A 21,408-nucleotide genomic window follows, 5' to 3' on the forward strand; every position below is an offset into this window, starting at 1 on the left:
ATTTATCTCCCACCTATTTTCAATAAAAAAATACACAGGTTTTTATGTTTAATCTAAAAAATAAACCTTTAGCCACCGGCTATTTCACTAAAAAATCTTTTTCGCTGCTCACCGTGGCGATAATCGGTTATCTGTTGACGCCAGCGGCCTCAGCGGCCATAGAAAATCAAGCCTGCCAGTTTTATAAAATAATGTCCTATACTTCTAATGAAACTTTTTTCTTTGATCGAAATAATCTATCCGAGGAGAAAAAATTAATTTCCAACGGAGCGATTTCTTTCAAGTGTACCGTTTATCGTAATGTGAAAAATGTACATTTTGAAGTAGAAGTTGAAAATTCAACCTTAGTTCCAGGTCATAATCATGTGTATACAACTAACGTACCAGGTTTGGGAATACGTTATACTCTTAGAATTAGTGAAAACTGCGTCAAGGATACTGCACAGCCACTAAAGTTTAGCTGTCCCTATAAGATATTATTTAATATGTTAATGATGACCCCACAAATCACTCTTGTTAGTTATGATAATAATCAAGGCAAACCAGTGGGTAGCGCCTCGATAACCCCACAGTTTAAATTAAAATATCGAATCGATAACGGTCCAGAAAAGATGGGTCTGCCAATAGCTTCTGATACTATAAACTTTGTCTATAAACGCCGCGGCTGCACCATGAATACCCCAAGTGTGAAGTTAAGTTTTGGAACGGTTCAAGCTAGTGAGTTTAGTGGCGTTAAGAGCACTAGCCAACCGAGTACAGTAAAGCAAATACACTTAAATTGTGATCCAGACACTAGCTATTTCCTGACTATTCAAGGGAAAAGTGTAGCTAGCCACCCTGACATATTAGAATTAGATCAAACATCAGGTCATGCCAGCGGTATTGGTGTTCAACTCGAGGCCGGAGACAGTAGCAAAGATTACCAAAATATGAAATTGAATGAAGAAACATATATGCATAAAACTGACGATAATGGTTCAGTTACAAATAAACATATTGATATTCGTGCCCGCTATTTCCAAACCGAAAATAAAATCACCCCCGGTACCGCCAATGCCAGTGCGACATTTACCATAACTTATAAGTAATATTATAGCGAGATAGGCGTTTGGTTAGGTTATTGGGGGTAATTTCAAGCTGGCAAAGGCTGATCCCCCCGGCAGTGCGGATGCTGGATGCGGTTTGTCGGTAAATACCATTCAGGGAGATAACAGATTATTTATCTCAGACTGCTGACAAACCTCGAACCAGCGATCTCCAGTGGGGAAAACAGGGTGAAGAGCCAAGCGTCCGCGCCAAGGATGGCGCGGAATGAGCCGACAAGGACGAATTCACGACGTCTTGACGATCTGCCGGTTTTCACCGCGGCGAACACTTTGTCATTAACCTCAGATAACAGATTATTTATCTCCCCTTATTTTCAATAAGAAAATCCTGACACCCTGACAATATCTTCATATTTCCTCCATTTTTTATCAGCAATCCCCCGCTAAACTAATAAGATGGCGGTAAGCTATTAATCATACAGTCAGTTTGTCGCCGCTAGCTGGCTTTCCGTATTCCCAGAGAGAAAATTCGTCACTATGAACACAGCTTCCAAACGCCCTTCCCGCTGGTTAATTCTGTTGGCGATAGCACTAGTCCTTCCGGCCGCCTTATTCTTCTGGCGACAGAGTCTTCCGACCCATGCATCTCCGGGAGTGAATGCTAGCCCGAAGACTGCAGCGGCCTCATCTCGCACTGGTGGTCGCCGTAATATGCCGATGTCACCGGTACAGGCAGCCTACGCCAGCGAACGCGCGGTGCCGCGTTATCTCTCTGGGCTGGGAACGGTTCAGGCCGCCAATACCGTGATGGTGACCAGCCGGGTGGATGGGCAGTTAATGGCGATCCATTTTACTGAAGGCCAGCAAGTACAAGCTGGGCAATTACTGGCAGAGATCGATCCGCGGCCTTATCAGGTGCAACTGACACAAGCGCAGGGTCAATTAGCCAAAGATCAGGCCACGCTGGCTAATGCCCGGCGGGATTTGGCTCGTTATCAGAAACTGGCGAAAACCGGTCTGATTTCTCAACAGGATTTAGATACTCAACTTTCGTTGGTGCAGCAGACTGAAGGCAGTGTCAAAGCCGATCAGGGCGCAATCGACAGCGCAGAATTGCAGCTAACCTACAGTCGTATTACCGCACCGATCGCCGGACGTATTGGTTTAAAACAGGTCGATGTAGGCAACTACATCACCAGCGGCACCACCACGCCGATGGTGGTGATTACCCAAACGCACCCAGTGGATGTGGTCTTTACCCTGCCGGAAGGGGATATTCCCGTAGTGATGCAGGCGCAGAAAAATGCGCTGCAAAACCAGACCCACGTACCGGTAGAAGCATGGGATCGTACCAATCAACAGAAACTGGCTCAGGGCGCACTGCTCAGTCTGGATAACCAGATCGATACCAGCACCGGCACCATCAAGCTGAAAGCTCGCTTTGAAAATCATGACGATGTGCTGTTCCCCAATCAGTTTGTCAATGCGCGGATTAAAGTCGACCTGCTGAAGAATGCCGTCGTGGTACCTACCGCAGCAGTGCAAATGGGTAACGAAGGCAGTTTTGTCTGGACGCTCAGCGACGACAATAAAGTAAGTAAGCACTTGGTCACCACCGGTATTCAAGATAGCCAACAGGTAGTGATTGAAGCGGGATTAAGTGCCGGTCAACGCGTGGTCACCGACGGCATTGACCGCCTGACCGAAGGTTTGCAGGTCGAGGTGGTGACGCCACGCAGCGCAATATCGGGAGATTCTGCCGCTAAAGAGGCGGTGCAGAAAACCCGTCGAACCGGTGCTGCGGCAGCGGAGAAATCCTGATGCAAGCGATGCCTCCAACGCCCGGCGGTGGCCCGTCGCGGCTGTTTATTTTGCGCCCCGTCGCCACCACGCTATTGATGGTGGCGATCCTGTTGGCCGGTATTATGGGTTATCGCGCGCTGCCGGTTTCTGCCTTGCCGGAAGTTGATTATCCGACAATTCAAGTGGTTACCTTATATCCAGGTGCCAGCCCGGACGTGGTGACATCGGCCATTACTGCGCCGCTTGAACGCCAGTTCGGGCAAATGTCCGGCCTGAAACAAATGGCGTCCCAAAGCTCTGGCGGCGCGTCGGTGATAACCTTGCAATTCCAACTGGCTTTGCCGCTGGATGTTGCCGAACAGGAAGTGCAGGCGGCAATCAATGCCGCAACCAACTTATTGCCCAACGACCTGCCGTACCCGCCGATTTACAGCAAAGTGAATCCAGCCGATCCACCAATTTTGACGCTGGCGGTCACCGCTACCGCCCTGCCGATGACGCAGGTTGAAGATATGGTGGAAACCCGTATTGCACAAAAAATCTCGCAGGTCAGCGGCGTTGGGCTAGTGACTATTTCTGGCGGGCAACGCCCAGCGGTACGCGTCAAACTGAATGCACCGGCCGTCGCCGCCGTCGGGCTGGATAGCGAAACCATTCGCACCGCAATCAGCAATGCCAACGTGAATTCGGCCAAAGGCAGTCTCGACGGGCCAACCCGCTCAGTCACTCTTTCTGCCAACGATCAGATGAAATCAGCCGAAGACTATCGCAACCTGATTGTGGCTTATCAACAGGGTGCGCCAGTTCGTTTACAAGACGTTGCCACCATTGAACAAGGGGCGGAAAACAACAAACTGGCGGCCTGGGCCAATAAACAGCCAGCGATTGTGCTGAATATTCAGCGTCAGCCGGGAGTCAATGTGATTGCCACGGCGGACAGCATCCGCGAAATGCTGCCGCAACTGGTGAAAAGTCTGCCGAAATCGGTGGACGTCCAAGTGCTGACCGACCGTACCACCACCATTCGCGCCTCGGTGAGTGACGTACAATTTGAGTTGTTGCTGGCAATTGTGCTGGTGGTGATGGTGATTTACCTGTTCCTGCGTAACGCCGCCGCCACGCTGATTCCCAGCATTGCCGTGCCGCTATCATTAATCGGCACCTTTGCCGCCATGTACTTTCTCGGTTTCTCCATCAATAACCTGACCCTGATGGCGCTGACCATCGCCACCGGTTTTGTGGTGGATGACGCCATTGTGGTGATCGAAAATATCTCGCGCTATATCGAAAAGGGCGAAAAACCGCTGACGGCAGCGTTGAAAGGCGCAGGAGAGATCGGTTTTACCATTATCTCCCTGACCTTCTCATTGATTGCAGTATTGATCCCGCTGGTATTTATGGGTGATATCGTTGGCCGTCTGTTCCGCGAATTCGCCATTACGCTGGCGATAGCCATTCTGATCTCGGCGGTGGTGTCCCTCACTCTGACGCCGATGATGTGCGCGCGTATGTTGAATTATGAATCCTTGCGCAAACAAAACCGGCTTTCTCGCGCCAGTGAGACATTCTTTAACTGGATCATTGCCCATTACGCGGCTGGCCTGAAAAAAGTCCTCCGTCACCAATGGCTTACCTTAGGTGTAGCGCTGGGGACGTTGGTACTAACGGTATTGTTGTATCTGATTATTCCGAAGGGATTTTTCCCGATACAAGATAACGGGCTGATTCAGGGCACGCTGGAAGCGCCACAGTCAGTGTCATTCAGCAATATGGCTGAACGACAGCAACAGGTGGCCGCCATCATTTTGCAGGATCCGGCGGTAGAAAGCCTGACGTCCTTTGTCGGCGTCGACGGCACTAACGCGACGCTGAATAATGGCCGCTTGCAGATCAACCTCAAACCGCTGAATCAGCGCGCCGAACGCGTACCCGAAATCATTGTGCGCTTACAGCAAAGCGTTGACGGCGTACCGGGCATCAAACTGTTCCTGCAACCAGTGCAAGATCTGACCATTGATACTCAAGTCAGTCGCACCCAGTACCAGTTCACGCTGCAAACGACCTCGCTGGAAGCATTGAGTACCTGGGTGCCGAAACTGGTGAATAGATTAGCGCAAAGTCCGGTGCTAGAGAGTGTCAGCAGCGACTGGCAAGATCAGGGATTAGTGGCCTTCGTTAATGTCGATCGAGACAGTGCCAGCCGTCTGGGCATGACCATGTCGGCGATCGACAGTGCCTTGTACAATGCTTTTGGCCAGCGTTTAATCTCAACGATTTATACCCAGGCCAACCAATATCGAGTGGTGCTGGAACATGATGTCAACGCCACGCCGGGGCTGGCGGCATTTAACGATATTCGCCTGACCGGCAGCGACGGCAAAACTATTCCGTTGAACAGCATTGCCCATATCGAAGAACGCCTTGGGCCACTGTCCATCAATCATCTGGATCAGTTCCCATCCGCCACCGTGTCATTCAATGTGGCTAACGGCTATTCATTGGGTGAAGCGGTAAAAACCATTACCCAAACCGAGCAGGAACTGAATATGCCTGCCGATATTACCACCCGCTTCCAGGGCGCAACGCTGGCGTTTCAGGCGGCACTGGGCAGTACGCTGTGGCTGATTGTTGCCGCTATCGTCGCGATGTATATCGTGCTCGGCGTGCTATATAAAAGTTTTATTCATCCGGTGACGATTTTGTCTACCCTGCCGAGTGCGGGCGTTGGCGCGCTGCTGGCGTTAATGCTGGCGGGCCATGAACTGGATGTGATTGCTATCATCGGTATTATTCTGCTAATCGGTATCGTAAAAAAGAACGCCATTATGATGATCGACTTTGCTCTGGCCGCTGAGCGGAAACAGGGAATGACGCCTTATGACGCGATTTATCAGGCCTGTCTATTGCGTTTTCGGCCCATACTGATGACCACATTGGCGGCATTATTCGGTGCTTTGCCGTTGATGCTCAGTAGCGGCGTTGGTGCAGAATTGCGGCAACCGCTGGGGATTTGCATGGTCGGCGGGTTGTTGGTCAGCCAGGTGTTGACCCTGTTTACCACCCCGGTTATCTATCTGCTGTTCGACCCACTGGCGCGAAATACCCGACGCAAGCCGCTACAAGATGCGCAGGATCCGTTGCCAACTGAACCGGAGCCAAAGTGAAATTCTTTGCGCTGTTTATCACCCGCCCTGTAGCGACCACTTTACTGACGCTGGCGATCACCTTAAGTGGCATCATCGGCTTCAGTTTGTTGCCAGTATCGCCGTTGCCGCAGGTGGATTTTCCGGTTATTTCCGTCAGTGCATCCCTGCCCGGTGCCGATCCGGAAACCATGGCCTCGTCGGTGGCAACGCCGTTGGAACGGGCGCTAGGACGTATTGCTGGCGTCAATGAAATGACCTCCAGCAGTTCACTCGGCAGCACCCGTATTATTTTGCAGTTTGACCTTAATCGGGATATCAACGGCGCGGCCAGAGATGTACAGGCGGCGCTGAATGCGGCTCAAAGTCTGCTGCCGTCGGGAATGCCCAACCGGCCAACCTACCGCAAGGTGAATCCTTCCGATGCGCCGATCATGATTCTGACCCTGACTTCAGACACCTACAATCAGGCACAATTGTATGACCTCGCCTCCACCAAACTGGCACAGAAAATTGCCCAAACCGCTGGTGTCAGCGATGTTTCCGTCGGTGGTAGTTCACTGCCCGCAGTGCGGATCGAATTAAATCCCAGCGCATTATTCAATCAGGGGGTGTCGCTGGATGCGGTGCGTCAATCCATTGCCGCCGCCAATGTCCGCCGTCCGCAGGGTTCGGTCGAGGCCGATCGGCAACGTTGGCAAGTGCAGGCCAATGATGAAATCAAAACTGCCGCAGGCTACCGCCCACTGATTATTCACTACAACAATGGATCGCCGGTGCGTCTTAGCGATGTCGCCAATGTGGTGGATTCGGTACAGGATGTGCGCAATGCCGGGATGTCCGATGGCAAACCGGCGATTTTGTTGGTGGTCAGCCGCGAACCGGGAGCCAATATTATCGCCACCGTTAACCGTATCCGCGCTGAACTACCAGCGCTGAGAGCCAGTATTCCGGCTGCGGTTCAGCTCAATATTGCTCAGGATCGCTCCCCGACCATTCGCGCCTCGCTGGATGAAGTGGAACAATCGCTGATCATCGCTATCACGCTGGTGATTCTGGTGGTGTTCCTGTTCCTGCGTTCTGGCCGCGCCACGTTGATTCCTGCCGTGGCGGTACCGGTTTCGCTGATTGGTACCTTTACCGCCATGTACTTGTGCGGTTTTAGCCTGAATAACCTGTCGCTGATGGCGCTGACCATCGCCACTGGCTTTGTGGTGGATGATGCCATTGTGGTGCTGGAAAACATTTCCCGCCACATTGACGCCGGTATGAAACCGCTGCCGGCCTCACTGCTGGGCGTTCGGGAAGTCGGTTTTACCGTGCTATCCATGAGCGTATCCCTGGTGGCAGTATTTATTCCGCTGCTGCTGATGGACGGCTTGCCTGGGCGGCTATTCCGCGAATTTGCCGTAACCCTTTCCGTCGCCATTGGGATTTCTCTACTGATCTCACTGACCCTGACACCGATGATGTGCGCCCATTTACTCAAGGCGCGCCCCGAGCGGGAACGCCCACGAATTCGCGGTTTCGGTAAGTTACTGCTGCGCATTCAGCAAGGCTATGGCCGTTCATTGAATTGGGTGTTGGATCATGCGCGCTGGGTGCTGGTAGTGCTGTTATCCACCATGGCGCTGAATGTGTGGCTGTATATCAGCATTCCCAAAACCTTCTTCCCAGAGCAGGATACAGGCCGGATGATGGGCTTTATTCAGGCCGATCAGCGCATTTCTTTTCAGGCGATGAAGCTGAAACTGCAAGATTTTATGAAGATTGTCAGTGCCGATCCGGCGGTAGATAACGTTACCGGTTTTACCGGCGGCTCGCGCACGAACAGCGGCTCAATGTTTATTTCGCTGAAACCGCTGGCGGAACGTACGGAAACCGCGCAGCAGGTGATCGCCCGTCTACGCGGCAAACTGGCTAAAGAGCCAGGAGCCAGTCTGTTTCTGGCGGCGGTGCAGGATATTCGCATCGGCGGTCGGCAATCCAATGCAGCCTATCAATATACATTGCAAGCCGACGACCTCAATGCGCTACGCAGTTGGGAACCTAAAATTCGCACGGCATTAGCCAAATTGCCACAATTGGCCGACGTGAACTCCGATCAACAGGACAAAGGCGCGGAATTAGGCCTGACTTATGATCGGGAAACTATGTCCCGTCTGGGAATCAGCGTTACCGATGCTAACGCCTTACTGAACAATGCCTTCGGTCAGCGGCAGATCTCCACCATTTACCAACCGCTTAACCAATATAAGGTAGTGATGGAAGTTGCACCGCAATACACCCAAGATGTCAGTTCGCTGGATAAAATGTTCGTGATTAACCCTGCTGGGCAAGCCATCCCGCTGTCTTATTTTGCCCGCTGGCAACCGGCCAATGCGCCGCTGGCGGTAAATCATCAAGGATTATCAGCGGCCTCAACCATCTCGTTTAACCTCTCGGATGGTTATAGTTTATCCGATGCTACTGCCGCAATTGAACGAACCATGACCGAACTGGGGGTGCCTTCTGAAGTACGCGGCTCCTTTGCCGGTACAGCGCAAGTGTTCCAAGATACGTTGAAATCTCAGCTATTGCTGATTTTGGCCGCCATTGCCACGGTATATATCGTACTGGGTATTCTGTATGAAAGTTATGTGCATCCGCTGACCATTCTCTCTACCCTGCCGTCTGCCGGTGTCGGTGCCTTGCTGGCGCTGGAACTGTTTGACGCACCGTTCAGCCTGATTGCACTAATCGGTATTATGTTACTGATTGGTATTGTAAAAAAGAATGCCATCATGATGGTGGACTTTGCTTTGGATGCCCAGCGGAACGGTCATCTCAGTGCCAGAGAGGCCATTTTCCAAGCCAGTCTGCTGCGTTTTCGCCCAATTATGATGACCACGCTGGCAGCACTGTTTGGTGCCCTGCCCTTGGTGCTGGGCAGCGGCGACGGTGCCGAACTGCGCCAACCACTGGGAATCACCATTGTCGGCGGCTTGATGGTCAGCCAGCTGCTGACCTTGTATACCACGCCCGTGGTCTACCTCTATTTCGACCGATTACGCCGCCGTTTTAGCCACCAACCACTAGCGAGGCTCGAATAATATGGCTCCCGCGCTACCGACACAATCCACTTCAGTTCGCTGGCAACTGTGGATCGTCGCTTTCGGTTTTTTTATGCAGGCGCTGGATACCACCATCGTGAATACCGCGTTGCCTTCTATGGCCGCCAGCCTGGGAGAAAATCCGCTGCGAATGCAGTCGGTGGTGGTTTCCTACATACTGACGGTGGCGGTAATGCTGCCCGCCAGCGGCTGGCTGGCGGATCGCATCGGCGTAAAATGGATCTTTTTCTCAGCCATTATTCTATTCACCTGCGGTTCCCTGATGTGTGCCCAAGCAGCATCCTTGAACGAACTGGTATTTTTCCGTGTCATTCAGGGAATTGGCGGTGCCATGATGGTACCGGTGGGGCGTTTGACGGTGATGAAAATTGTGCCGCGCGAGCAATATATGGCGGCCATGGCCTTTGTCACTCTGCCCGGCCAGATTGGGCCATTAATGGGACCAGCGCTGGGCGGATTGTTGGTTGAGTATGCCAGTTGGCATTGGATTTTCCTGATCAATCTGCCTGTCGGTCTGATAGGAGCGATAGCCACTCTGATGCTAATGCCGAACTACCGTATGCAAACCCGCCGTTTTGACATGAGCGGTTTTCTGATGCTGGCGGTCGGCATGGCCACGCTAACGCTGGCGCTTGATGGTCACAAAGGGCTAGGGTTGCCAGCCATTGCCATCGTCGGACTGATCGTCTGCGGATTGGCGGCACTAGCCGGTTACTGGTGGCATGCAAAGGGCAATAGTGCGGCGCTGTTTTCTCTGCATCTGTTAAAGCATAAAACCTATATGCTGGGCTTGGTTGGCAGCATGCTAGCGCGTATCGGCAGCGGAATGTTGCCGTTTATGACGCCGATTTTCCTGCAAATTGGCATGGGGTTTACGCCATTCCATGCCGGATTGATGATGATCCCGATGATTATCGGTAGCATGGGCATGAAACAGATTATCGTGCGGATACTCAACCGCTTGGGTTACCGTCAGGTGCTGGTTTCTGCCACTCTGCTCTTGGCCGTCGTCAGTCTGAGTTTCCCGCTGGTTGCCCTGATGGGCTGGCTATGGCTGATGCCGGTGGTGCTGTTTTTCCAGGGGATGCTCAACGCCTTGCGTTTCTCCACCATGAATACCTTCACACTGAAAGATTTACCCGATCGACTGGCCAGCAGCGGCAATAGTTTACTGTCGATGGTGATGCAATTGGCGATGAGTATCGGCGTCAGCACCGCAGGGATTTTGCTGGGTCTGTTTGCCCATAATCAGGTCACCACCAACAGCACCGCGACCCATAGCGCCTTCTTATACAGTTATCTCTGCATGGCAATACTGATTGCGTTACCGGCGCTGATTTTTGTCAAAGTGCCGCAGGATACCTTTAAAAACCGGAATCTGGGCCGTTAGCGCCGTAGTGAGGAAAGCATGAGAATTGGCATCACCGGAAAGTTATTTATGGCCATTTTAGCGACCTGCATGCTGGTGCTTATCACCATGCATTGGGGGGTGCGAGCCAGCTTTGAGCGCGGTTTTATTGATTATATCAAACAGACGAATGAGCAACGTATCACCATGTTGGGTGAAGCGCTGGAAGAACAATACAAACATTATGGAGACTGGGATTTCCTGCGTAACAACGATCGGATGGTGTATCAAATTATGCGCTCGTTCGAACAAAACAGTGATAACAGCCACAATCTGCCACCACGCGGCTGGCGCACTCAGTTTTGGGTCGTCGATAGCCATTTGAATCTGCTGGTGGGTCATACCGGCCTGGTGCCCACAGAAGGTACCCGATTACCCATCAAAGTCGATAACCAGATTGTCGGTTGGGTGATCGCTACCCCGCCTGAGAAACTGACCCGTAATGCGGATATCAATTTCGATCTGCAACAGCGGCGCACCAGTTGGATGATCGTCGCTCTTTCCACCTTATTGGCCGCGGTGGTGACCTGGATTCTATCCCGCAGCATGCTGGCACCGGTGAAACGATTGGTGGAAGGAACTCATCGGTTAGCCGCTGGAGATTTCAGCGCACGGGTTGCGGTCAGTAGTCGGGATGAACTGGGACGTTTGGCGCAAGATTTTAACCTCTTGGCCAGCGCATTGGAAAAGAACGAGCAAATGCGCCGCGACTTTATGGCCGATGTTTCCCACGAATTGCGTACGCCGCTGGCGGTACTGCGAGGTGAACTGGAGGCGTTGCAAGACGGCGTACGTCAGCCAACACCGGAGTCTCTCAGTTCATTGCAGGCCGAAGTCGCCATGCTGACAAAACTGGTGAACGACCTACACCAACTTTCTTTATCCGATCGCGGGGCATTGGCCTACCGCAAAACACGTATCGATCTGGTGCATTTATTGCAAGTGGCATTAGCCAGTTTCCGCGGCCGCACGGCGCAGAAACAACTGACAATCACCACTCATTTACCCGAACAGGCGACAATGTTTGGCGATCCTGATCGCCTGACCCAACTGATCCATAATCTGATGGAAAATAGCCTGCGCTACACCAATGACCGTGGGCAGTTGACTATCAGTATCCATGCTGACGAAAACCACCTTTCCCTGTACTGGCAAGACAGTGAACCGGGTATCAGCGACGAACAACTACAGCGGATTTTTGAGCGCTTTTATCGGACAGAAAGCTCGCGTAATCGCGCCAGTGGCGGTTCGGGGTTGGGATTGGCTATTTGCCACAATATCGTCGAAGCACACAATGGGAAGATCCAGGCCGCACATTCGCCTTTGGGCGGCATACTGATTAAGATAGACTTCCAGTTATCTCATTCAGTAGAGACATAAATAACCATGAATGATGCCATAATCGCCTCAGTTCAGCATGGGCCAGTACTGATCGTTGAGGATGAACCCAAACTGGGTCAATTGCTGGTGGATTACTTGCAGGCCGCGGGTTATCAAACGCAATGGCTGGTCAATGGTGCGGAAGTGGTCGCTTTGGTGCGTCAGTCGCCCCCAGCAATTATTCTGCTAGATTTGATGCTACCCGGCAGCAACGGCATCAGTATTTGTCGAGAAATTCGCCAATTTTCTGATGTCCCTATTGTGATGGTCACGGCCAAAACGGAAGAGATTGATCGGCTACTCGGGCTGGAAATCGGTGCTGACGACTACATCTGTAAGCCTTATAGCCCACGGGAGGTGGTCGCACGGGTGAAAACCATCCTGCGCCGCTGCTATCGACCGCGAGATGTTCCTACCGACAGAGCGCCATTGCAAATTGACGAATCCCGTTTTCACGCCAGTTATCATGGCAATACGCTGGATCTCACGCCCGCAGAGTTTCGCTTGTTAAAAACACTGGCAATGCAGCCGGGCCAGGTATTTACGCGCGAGCAGTTACTGAATAATTTATATGACGACTATCGCGTCGTCACCGATCGCACCATCGATAGCCACATTAAAAACCTGCGCCGCAAACTGGAATCCCTTGATGAAGAGAAAGCATTCATCCGTGCAGTGTATGGCATAGGCTACCGCTGGGAGGCCGAAATGGGGCGTTTACTCTAATATATTTTAGGCCAAAGGTGCGCTATGTTGACTGAGTCAAATACGCGACACACCATTATGGATAGCGTTGACTACACTCATTAGGAGACAGTGCAACCAACAGGAGAAACATTATGGCCATCGGTCACTACGAGCTTAAAAAAGCGAAGAACGGGCAATATTATTTCAATCTGAAAGCCAGCAACGGTGAAATTATTCTCTCCAGCGAAATGTATGCCAGCAAAGCATCGGCAGAAAATGGTATTGCATCGGTGCAAAGCAACTCGCCTCTCGAAACCCAATACGAATCCAAACAAAATGTTAAAAATGAACCTTACTTTGTGCTAAAAGCCAAGAATCACCAGATTATCGGGGTCAGTGAAGCCTACAGTTCAGAATCCGCCGCCAGAAATGGCATCGCCTCGGTCATGAAAAACGGCCCGACGACCTCAATCAAAGATCTCACGCTATAGCCTTTACCTGCCCGATAAAACCTTGCGCGGGGCCATTGACCGCGCACCCCGATCTGTTTTTTGATCCAGATCATTTAAACTCAACAAAAATTGTGCAAGGGCTGATTTTAGACGTTTCCGACGTTACAATCATCGGCTTTTGCCACCCCTTTGGGCGTGGTTCTGACTTGAACTCAGACTGAGAGCCTCCCATGTTTACACCTGAATTACTGTCTCCGGCCGGTACGCTGAAAAATATGCGTTACGCCTTCGCTTACGGTGCTGATGCCGTATATGCAGGTCAGCCGCGCTATAGCCTGCGTGTGCGCAATAACGAATTTAATCATGAAAATCTGGCTCTGGGGATTCAGGAAGCTCATGCCCTGGGCAAGCGCTTCTATGTGGTGGTGAATATCGCGCCACACAACTCCAAACTGAAAACCTTTCTGCGTGACTTGAAACCCGTGATTGATATGGAGCCAGATGCGCTGATTATGTCCGATCCTGGCTTGATTATGATGGTGCGCGAAGCATTCCCACAGATAGATATTCATCTGTCAGTTCAGGCCAATGCCGTTAACTGGGCAACGGTTAAATTTTGGCAACAAATGGGCCTGACGCGCGTGATACTATCCCGCGAACTTTCATTAGAAGAGATCGCCGAAATCCGTGAGCAAGTACCGGAAATGGAGTTGGAAGTCTTTGTTCACGGCGCATTGTGTATGGCCTATTCTGGCCGCTGCCTGCTTTCCGGCTATATCAATAAACGAGACCCGAATCAGGGCACCTGTACCAACGCCTGCCGCTGGGAATATAAAGTTGAAGAAGGCAAACAGGACGATATCGGCAATATCGTGCATATTCACCAGCCTATTCCGGTAAAAAACGTCGAACCGACGCTGGGCATTGGCGCACCAACAGATAAAGTATTTATGCTCGAAGAAGCCATGCGCCCAGGGGAATATATGACCGCCTCTGAAGATGAGCACGGTACTTATATCATGAACTCCAAAGACCTACGGGCGATTCAACACGTAGAACGCCTGACCCAACTCGGCGTCCATTCGTTAAAAATAGAAGGCCGTACCAAATCCTTCTACTATTGCGCCCGTACTGCTCAGGTTTACCGCCGAGCAATTAACGATGCCGTCGCTGGAAAACCGTTTGATCCGTCACTGCTTACCACACTGGAAGGTCTGGCACACCGCGGTTATACCGAAGGTTTCTTGCGCCGCCATGTCCATGAAGAGCAACAAACCTACGATTACGGTTACTCGGTTTCCGAGCGCCAGCAATTTGTCGGCGAATTTACCGGTGTACGTAAAGATGGGCTGGCCGAAGTGGTGGTCAAAAATAAATTCTCCGTCGGCGATAGTGTAGAATTAATGACGCCAACCGGTAATATTCAGTTTACGCTGGAAACCATGCTGGATAAAAAAGGGCAGCCAGCAGAAATTGCACCGGGAAATGGGCATATCATGTATTTACCTATTCCTGCGGAAATTGATGTGGAATATGCACTATTAATCCGTAATTTGAATGGAACTAATACGCGTAATCCACACGAAAAGCCGTAACCTAGACACTTAATATCAAATGCCACTGACTCTGTGGCATTTTGCCAAATATTAGAAACAGATCACATCTATTATTGTACCAACGGGGTATCATAGCTCGAGTACAATAAAGAACTAAAATAGCTAGACAACAAAACTAGGAACCACTTCCTTCGCTGGCCCAATCTCCCTTGGGCTGGCATTTTCTTTTTTAACCTAAATAACCAATTGATATTAATGGATTTTAAGCCATTAGAGTCATTAATTAACGACGTTAGTCGCACCTCTCATTATTACGTCAATTTGACGAAATTAATAATTAAAACAAAAATAGCAATAATCCCACTTTAAATTAAATTCTTTTTCATTTATTTATCTCTCAGTAACCCTACTATTTATATGATTCAGCAAGAGATTTTCACACTATATTCCAACTATTTTTATCAAATATTCTGATGGTCAGAGCAAAGTATTATGGTTTACTGTTAATCATATAACTTATCGTCCCCGGAGCATGTTATGACCCAAACGCCACTGAGCTTGCTGATCCTTAACGGTAAAGCTGGCGAAAACCCTGAAGTGCGCAGCGCCGTAAAAAACTTACGGGATGAAGGTTTCACCTTACATGTGCGCACTACCTGGGAACAGGGCGATGCTGCGCGGTATGTCAACGAAGCGTTAGCCCTTGGCGTTGATACCATCATTGCTGGCGGTGGTGACGGAACCATTAATGAGGTTGCTGGCGCACTGGCTGCATTATTATCCACATCGGCGCTTCCCTGCCTGGGCATTATTCCCCTCGGTACCGCCAATGATTTTGCCACCGCCTGTAATATTCCCTCACAGGTCGAGAATGCCTTACAGTTAGCGGTCAAAGGCCGTGCAGTGCCTATTGATATCGCCAAGGTCAATGATGATCGCTACTTTATCAATATGGCAACCGGCGGTTTTGGCACTCGCATCACCACTGAAACACCCGCCATGCTTAAATCAGCGCTGGGCGGAGCCTCATATTTTATTCACGGCTTAATGCGGATGGATGCTCTAAAAGCCGATCAATGCAACATTCGTGGCCCCAATTTTCATTGGTCTGGCGAAGCGCTGGTGATTGGCATTGGTAATGGCAAACAGGCGGGTGGTGGGCAGGAACTCTGTCCACATGCATTGATCAACGATGGTTTATTGCAGTTACGGATACTCACAGCCGATGAATTACTACCCGCTCTGCTAACCAGCATATTTAGCGATGAGGAAAATAAAAATATTATCGACACCACTCTACCGTGGCTAGAAATTGATGCGCCTCACGACGTCACCTTTAATCTGGATGGCGAACCCCTTTCAGGCCGCCATTTTCGTATTGAAGTCCTACCTGCGGCACTGTCATGCCGTTTACCCGCCAATTGTGGATTATTAAGTTAATTTATCGGGCGTAACCCGCGCCCAACACACCCTTTCTCCGTTGAGTGGCGATGGGTTTCTACGGTTCAATTTATCCTTCGCCAGCCAGCGTAAGAAACCGCTGAACCGGCTTATTTCAATCTGATGATCTTTAACGTGAAATGGCGCTTTATGCGCCATCAGGTTAAAGATCACAGAGTCCAAGATGCAAATTAGCGCGCCAGTCAAAGCTTCTGCTATTTCCAGTCTGGATCTTTTTCTAGTTGTGCTATCAATAAGGCTTTCATAGCTTCATCAGGTTGGCCTAACCACTGATATTGAGCAAACTGACTCGGTGTTTCCAGTGCTTCTGGCTTATCCTCAACACTGACCCGCACACCCCAAGCCTGCTTTTTATCGTCGCTAAAAGCCACTAGCAAGAAATGGTTTGCGCAATCATGAGGCTTACAAATACTCCCTATTTGGTACTTTTTGCCTGCCTGCTCCACCCATTCCGCCGGTGCGGAAGTCCCGGCACCTTTACGCGCCCATGCTGGCAGATTTTTCTGCCCTTTAATCATTTTTTGCCAACTGGTTTTATAAACCGGTTGCTGGATCAGTTCAGCGGTAGTGGGTACCTGCTGGGCAAAACTCCAAGTACTAACGCTTAATAACGCCCCTAGCAAAAGACAATGGAGGTTTTTTTTGCCTTTCATCATCGCCGTCCTTTTAGTGTAATTAAACCCTCAGCGGATAAGATTTCCGCTGGTGAACTCAGTTAATATGACCTTGTCAGACAGAAAAAGTTGATCCCTGACACGAATTCTCATGACAACTTCAGTTATTCAACAATCGGTATGACAGCTTGAGTTAAGATATAAACCAGATTATTAACCCAAGAAGATCTGTCTATGCCTAATCTCAAATTATCCCAACCAGCTGAAAAACTGTATTACTCCGCGGCGGATGCCCCTGCATTAGGTAAAGTGAATACCGATAAAATCCTACAGATGGTGGCTGATCTGGATGTCGCCAATTCAGATCTCGAACATTACGTTACCGGCTGGATGGGGCTGAATAGCGTGATTGTGGTACGTAATTATCAGGATAAACGCGGGACTGCAAATGGTTTTGTCCTTAACAAAGGCAATCGCCACCGATTAAGCGTGCAGTCTATCGAGTTCCGCATTCCTAAGGTGGTGCTGTGGATGAGTTTCCGCCGCCGTCCGCGTGTCATGGAGTTAATCACCTACGAAGCACTCGAAGGTGAACTTAACGGTATGCAGCAGTATCGTAATATTCTGGATAAAGACTTACTGCAACAACTGGAACAGGATTGGCTTGATCTGAATGATTATCTGGGAGAAGCCTGCTGGCAGTTGGAGAATGGCAGGCCACTATGGCAGCAACTTCATCAGAAAATCACACCAGAGGCGATTGAAAAACTGGCTAATGCCGCGGTCTTTCACCACAAGAATTTACAGTCTGACGGCGAGTTTTCTGGTTTTTGGGCCGGAAACTATTTCTTTGCTATTCGTTCGCCCAGCGCCAAAAACCCAAATCCTGCCATCATGATTTCATGGCGAGAAAATGAAACAGATATCGGCAGCTATGTATTTGATGTGGTTGAAGATATGCAAGGTGAGCGCCGTCTGTCACCTTGCATCAGGCCGCGTAAGGGAGCCGAACACTTTATTCTCAACCCATTTGATGCCGTCCATTTACAGCGGGCCATCGCACTTTTCGATATCACCCACATTTATCTGGCGGCTGACTAACCTCAAACGCACCACAAGGGCCGAGCTACCACCAACGGTAAAAATGGTGTACCGGCCCAATGCCCTCTCCCACTTCCAGCGTATCTGCCTGTTGCAATGCGCCCTGTAGATAAGATTTGGCTGCCGATACGGTCTCAGCCCAGTGACTCTGCCGTGGACGTAATGCCGCCAGGGCAGCCGAAAGAGTACAACCGGTGCCATGAGTATGGCGGGTGGCGATGCGAGGCAGGCAAAAACGGTATTCTCCGCTGGGGGTAAATAACCAGTCGGGACTGTCATTACCGGTCAGATGTCCTCCTTTCATCAATACCGCCTGACATCCCATCGCCAATAAAGCACGCCCTTGATCGCACATTTGCTGCTCATTCGTTGCCGGTTGGCAGCCAAGTAATGCTGCTGCTTCCGGTAGGTTAGGCGTGATCAGCGATACCTGCGGCAGTAATTGCTCACGTAACGCCACTATCGCTTCTGGTGCCAATAAAGGATCGCCACTTTTGGCCAGCATCACGGTATCTAAAACAACAAACTCAATGGGATATTGCCGGATTTTCTCAGCCACCAGCTGTACGATATGCTGATTAGCCAACATGCCAATTTTGGCAGTATCAATACGGACATCATCAAGAACCGAATCTAATTGCGCCGCGACGAAGGTCGGATCTATCGGATAAACTGATTGCACGCCACGTGTATTTTGTGCCACCAACGCCGTCACGACGCTGGTTCCGTAAGCACCCAACGCTGAAAAGGTTTTCAAATCGGCCTGAATACCGGCCCCGCCGCTCGGATCGGTTCCGGCAATGGTCAATGCATTAAGACGTTTCATCAGTGTCTCTCCACGGAAAAAATGGCAGTTGGAGACAATAAAAAAACAGAGGTAACAACCGTGGGTAGAGCGGTAGGTCGAAGGTACATATTCCTCCCAACCGGCGGTCAAGAAGACGGTACCTGAAAGGCCCGAGACTTCCCTACGCTGGCATAATCCAGATCAGGTAATACGGGTAAAATCTCAGCCACCAAGTTAATCAACCGGTGGCACCCCGAGTCAGAGCGGACATTATCAAGGGTCAGTAGGATAAGATCAACTAAGGCTGACACCGGTCACCGAGAAAGGGATAACGACCCGTTTTTTCTCTACAAAAGAACGCGGGTACCACACAATAATTATCCATAATCATTCACAGATACGGGTTACTGTGGGTAAAATCCCCGCAGGTTCTCATTCAGTAGTAAATAATTTTTACAGAATCTCATCGATTAACTCGCCTTTGTGACGATGTGAATAATACGCTGCACGATGATAAACATTGAATCGACGTATCCCTATCCGTCACTATGTATTGATTTGCGAGTCATGGATAATAATTAATCTGCAGTGGTTTTGGATAGATCGATAAAATAGATAAAACCACCAACTACATAGGTTCCGCAGTAATAGCTCTGGGATCATTAGCAAAAACACGAATCAATGCGACAAGATCCCACTCATATTCATTAACCGGCATAAATACCTGTAGAAAATCATTCATTGCTTCTATTGCTCTTGCAATAGCCAAGTGATTAGCCAAACGATCTCGGTCAATAATGCTGGCGTCGCCAAAAATAGATTGTAATGTCACTATTTCATTTTGAAGCTGGGCAATATTGATATGAGCAGGCGCTGTAACTAAATCCCCATGACTTAAAACCTCCAACATGACTCTTAACGCAGCAGGAATATAATTCAATACCAATATATTAAATCTTACCTGTTGATCAATTGAATCCTGATTAAGCTCGCTTACTGGGCTGATATAACAAAAAACATTCTTATTGGTTTGCCCTCCTAAGTGGTATGAATTATTACCAGAATCGCCCCTTTCAACGCGGGAATAAACATCTTTATCCGTACAGTCCCCCTTATTCTCCCTAGACCAAACCAACAATGGGTTTAAAACCGAATTGTCTATTGTTAGGACATCACGACTATTTGTCATCGGTATATCGGCGACATCCCTTGGTACATAAGGCCCTAACTCAATAGGATTATCTTCATTGTAAAGCGTCACCCCGTCGCTATAACTAAAATGTAATGCCTTTTTCTCATGTAAATTAATCAAGTGATAATAGGTATTCCCATTTTCGTCAATTTTATCATAAGGCATAAAAACCCATTTCATGGTGGAATCATAATATATTACACCGTTATAACAGACGGGATTATAGACTTTATCCGTTACAAAGTAATTGGCAAAAAATCTCGCCATGATTTTATCGTCTTCATTAGAAACCCCTAAGCAATACCCATTCTTTAGTGATGAATCAGAAGTTTGTAAATTATATGACAACAGAGTTAGCGTCTCAAGATTATAAAACATTTCAGCATTTCGACTATAATCACTCAAAAATAGATAATTATAATTAGTTACATTCTCATTCATTTTATTAGAGATAAATACTATTCCTGTATCCATATCGCCAGCGATCATTCTTATTTTGTATTGTGGAAATGGCTTGACGACTTTTTTCCTTAAATCATCCACCATACTGCGACTTAGCTCGACCAAGTGATAATTATCTGTTCTGGAATCTTTGCTATAGATAAGAAAGCCCCCATTTTTAAATGATAAAGGAGTCTCAGTACCTCGATTAATAAATGTCATTTTTTTATTTTTTTCATCAAGAGTCCAACGCTGATATTTATCGCTCATATCACAATGGGTGAAATAAACGTCTCTCCGTGAAAATTCCTCACGAATAATTACATCCTTATTTTTACTTGCCGTAAGGCAATACAAAACGTTCTTTATATCATCACTAATAAATGCGGTCACCACCTGACCTGATGAAGTGTAATAAATAAAAGAGCTTACCATTGGATTTTCACTAAAAACATGATCTACCGAGAGTAAATTAAATCCATTCTCATATTTATTTATATTGTTATAATCATATTTCAAATACCTTTCATTACCATTCTCGTTTAAATAATTAAAGATTATTCGATTACTTTCCGGGTAAATGGCTTCGGGTAAAATACGAACCGAGCTAATATCATCATGTAAGTTACCCCCCATTAGCTCAATGGCATTTACGTTTCTTTTTAGTTTTTTTTTATGGCCAGAGAAGTCTTCCTCACTGTAAACAAAAACATTAACACCATAAGGTACTTTTATTGATGATATTTTATTATCCCAATAATTATTTAGACTATAAAATTGAGAGTACGTCCCTTGGCAATAAACCCCGCCATCATTACTATTAAAATCATTATTCTCGTAAAAACAGATATGTTCTTCATCCGCATATGAAAAAGAAGAGAAACATAATAGCAATGAAATTATTGGCAACAAATTTAATTTGCAAAAAAAACCTTCATTAATATACATAAGAACTCCATTTCTCTCATAAAATAAGGTCTATTAAGTATGAGGCATATAACTCCAGATTATTACAAATTACCGATCATGCATCTGTTGACTAATTCCATTTCACGCCCTCGAAAATAAGACCTTCAAATAAATCTGGTTACCGCCTCTTTATGTTTAGATATCAACCACATAAACCCATCGATAATGATTAAGTCTACAACTCGCCTGATTGATTTCAGCAAGATATTGCCAAAAATAACTGCTTTTTAGCCAGCCAGTAGTATTTATCATAAC

Annotated in this window: 14 protein-coding genes and 1 riboswitch; of the genes, 11 read left to right on the forward strand and 3 right to left on the reverse strand. The window is 48.6% G+C overall.

The genetic code is table 11. The features are described 5' to 3' along the window. The first annotated feature begins 44 nt into the window (after positions 1–44). The 10 genes from DJ39_RS15030 (at position 45) to yegS (ending at position 16,028) form a co-directional block, all read left to right on the forward strand. Positions 45–1,088 carry a fimbrial protein gene (locus DJ39_RS15030; protein ID WP_004717955.1) on the forward strand — a complete coding sequence of 348 codons (1,044 nt, stop codon included), beginning with the start codon at positions 45–47 and terminating at the stop codon, positions 1,086–1,088. 495 nt (positions 1,089–1,583) lie between these two features. Continuing rightward, entirely contained in the window at positions 1,584–2,867 is a 1,284-nt protein-coding gene (locus DJ39_RS15035) for an MdtA/MuxA family multidrug efflux RND transporter periplasmic adaptor subunit (protein WP_038241391.1), read from the forward strand. Beyond that, entirely contained in the window at positions 2,867–6,013 is a 3,147-nt protein-coding gene (locus tag DJ39_RS15040; protein WP_004717958.1) for an MdtB/MuxB family multidrug efflux RND transporter permease subunit, read from the forward strand. Before DJ39_RS15035 ends, DJ39_RS15040 begins: the two co-directional genes overlap by 1 nt. Beyond that, entirely contained in the window at positions 6,010–9,084 is a 3,075-nt protein-coding gene (mdtC, locus tag DJ39_RS15045) for a multidrug efflux RND transporter permease subunit MdtC (protein WP_038251521.1), read from the forward strand. Before DJ39_RS15040 ends, mdtC begins: the two co-directional genes overlap by 4 nt. Before the next feature lies 1 nt (position 9,085). Further along, a complete protein-coding gene (mdtD, locus tag DJ39_RS15050; protein ID WP_004717961.1) occupies positions 9,086–10,495 on the forward strand; it encodes a multidrug transporter subunit MdtD in 1,410 nt (469 codons plus the stop codon). 18 nt (positions 10,496–10,513) lie between these two features. Then, a complete protein-coding gene (baeS, locus tag DJ39_RS15055) occupies positions 10,514–11,893 on the forward strand; it encodes an envelope stress sensor histidine kinase BaeS (RefSeq protein ID WP_038251523.1) in 1,380 nt (459 codons plus the stop codon). A gap of 6 nt (positions 11,894–11,899) precedes the next feature. Next, positions 11,900–12,619, forward strand: coding sequence for an envelope stress response regulator BaeR (gene baeR, locus DJ39_RS15060; protein WP_004717966.1), 720 nt, complete (start codon positions 11,900–11,902; stop codon positions 12,617–12,619). Between the two features lie 113 nt (positions 12,620–12,732). Then, the gene (locus DJ39_RS15065; protein WP_004717968.1) at positions 12,733–13,071 is read left to right on the forward strand and encodes a YegP family protein; all 339 of its coding nucleotides are present in this window, start codon (positions 12,733–12,735) and stop codon (positions 13,069–13,071) included. 191 nt (positions 13,072–13,262) lie between these two features. After that, entirely contained in the window at positions 13,263–14,627 is a 1,365-nt protein-coding gene (trhP, locus tag DJ39_RS15070) for a prephenate-dependent tRNA uridine(34) hydroxylase TrhP (RefSeq protein ID WP_004717970.1), read from the forward strand. A gap of 498 nt (positions 14,628–15,125) precedes the next feature. Next, the gene (gene yegS, locus DJ39_RS15075) at positions 15,126–16,028 is read left to right on the forward strand and encodes a lipid kinase YegS (protein ID WP_004717973.1); all 903 of its coding nucleotides are present in this window, start codon (positions 15,126–15,128) and stop codon (positions 16,026–16,028) included. A 215-nt stretch (positions 16,029–16,243) separates the two neighbouring features. Here yegS and DJ39_RS15085 read toward each other — a convergent pair whose 3' ends face one another. Then, entirely contained in the window at positions 16,244–16,702 is a 459-nt protein-coding gene (locus DJ39_RS15085) for an inhibitor of vertebrate lysozyme family protein (protein WP_038241379.1), read from the reverse strand. 195 nt (positions 16,703–16,897) lie between these two features. Between DJ39_RS15085 and DJ39_RS15090 the strand changes: the two genes are divergently transcribed. After that, a complete protein-coding gene (locus DJ39_RS15090; RefSeq protein ID WP_004717978.1) occupies positions 16,898–17,764 on the forward strand; it encodes a hypothetical protein in 867 nt (288 codons plus the stop codon). Positions 17,765–17,789: 25 nt separating this feature from the next. On the opposite strand, the gene thiD is transcribed toward DJ39_RS15090, so the two are convergent. Beyond that, on the reverse strand, positions 17,790–18,590 hold the full coding sequence (gene thiD, locus DJ39_RS15095) for a bifunctional hydroxymethylpyrimidine kinase/phosphomethylpyrimidine kinase (RefSeq protein WP_038241377.1): 801 nt from the start codon (positions 18,588–18,590) through the stop codon (positions 17,790–17,792). Positions 18,591–18,712: 122 nt separating this feature from the next. Further along, positions 18,713–18,817, reverse strand: a riboswitch (TPP riboswitch). Between the two features lie 362 nt (positions 18,818–19,179). Then, positions 19,180–21,132: a hypothetical protein gene (locus DJ39_RS15100; RefSeq protein WP_004717981.1), complete on the reverse strand. Its 1,953-nt coding sequence runs from the start codon at positions 21,130–21,132 to the stop codon at positions 19,180–19,182. Positions 21,133–21,408 lie beyond the last annotated feature (276 nt).

It is taken from the genome of Yersinia ruckeri ATCC 29473 (assembly GCF_000754815.1).
Taxonomy (GTDB): domain Bacteria; phylum Pseudomonadota; class Gammaproteobacteria; order Enterobacterales; family Enterobacteriaceae; genus Yersinia; species Yersinia ruckeri.

What these genes read in the sequence shown, in the direction of transcription:
- DJ39_RS15065 (WP_004717968.1), top strand. Translation starts at nt 12,733, where the DNA reads ATGGCCATCGGTCACTACGAGCTTAAAAAAGCGAAGAACGGGCAATAT.
- DJ39_RS15090 (WP_004717978.1), top strand. Translation starts at nt 16,898, where the DNA reads ATGCCTAATCTCAAATTATCCCAACCAGCTGAAAAACTGTATTACTCC.
- yegS (WP_004717973.1), top strand. Translation starts at nt 15,126, where the DNA reads ATGACCCAAACGCCACTGAGCTTGCTGATCCTTAACGGTAAAGCTGGC.
- DJ39_RS15085 (WP_038241379.1), bottom strand. Translation starts at nt 16,702, where the DNA reads ATGAAAGGCAAAAAAAACCTCCATTGTCTTTTGCTAGGGGCGTTATTA.
- baeR (WP_004717966.1), top strand. Translation starts at nt 11,900, where the DNA reads ATGAATGATGCCATAATCGCCTCAGTTCAGCATGGGCCAGTACTGATC.
- DJ39_RS15035 (WP_038241391.1), top strand. Translation starts at nt 1,584, where the DNA reads ATGAACACAGCTTCCAAACGCCCTTCCCGCTGGTTAATTCTGTTGGCG.
- thiD (WP_038241377.1), bottom strand. Translation starts at nt 18,590, where the DNA reads ATGAAACGTCTTAATGCATTGACCATTGCCGGAACCGATCCGAGCGGC.
- DJ39_RS15040 (WP_004717958.1), top strand. Translation starts at nt 2,867, where the DNA reads ATGCAAGCGATGCCTCCAACGCCCGGCGGTGGCCCGTCGCGGCTGTTT.
- DJ39_RS15100 (WP_004717981.1), bottom strand. Translation starts at nt 21,132, where the DNA reads ATGTATATTAATGAAGGTTTTTTTTGCAAATTAAATTTGTTGCCAATA.
- mdtD (WP_004717961.1), top strand. Translation starts at nt 9,086, where the DNA reads ATGGCTCCCGCGCTACCGACACAATCCACTTCAGTTCGCTGGCAACTG.
- baeS (WP_038251523.1), top strand. Translation starts at nt 10,514, where the DNA reads ATGAGAATTGGCATCACCGGAAAGTTATTTATGGCCATTTTAGCGACC.
- DJ39_RS15030 (WP_004717955.1), top strand. Translation starts at nt 45, where the DNA reads ATGTTTAATCTAAAAAATAAACCTTTAGCCACCGGCTATTTCACTAAA.
- trhP (WP_004717970.1), top strand. Translation starts at nt 13,263, where the DNA reads ATGTTTACACCTGAATTACTGTCTCCGGCCGGTACGCTGAAAAATATG.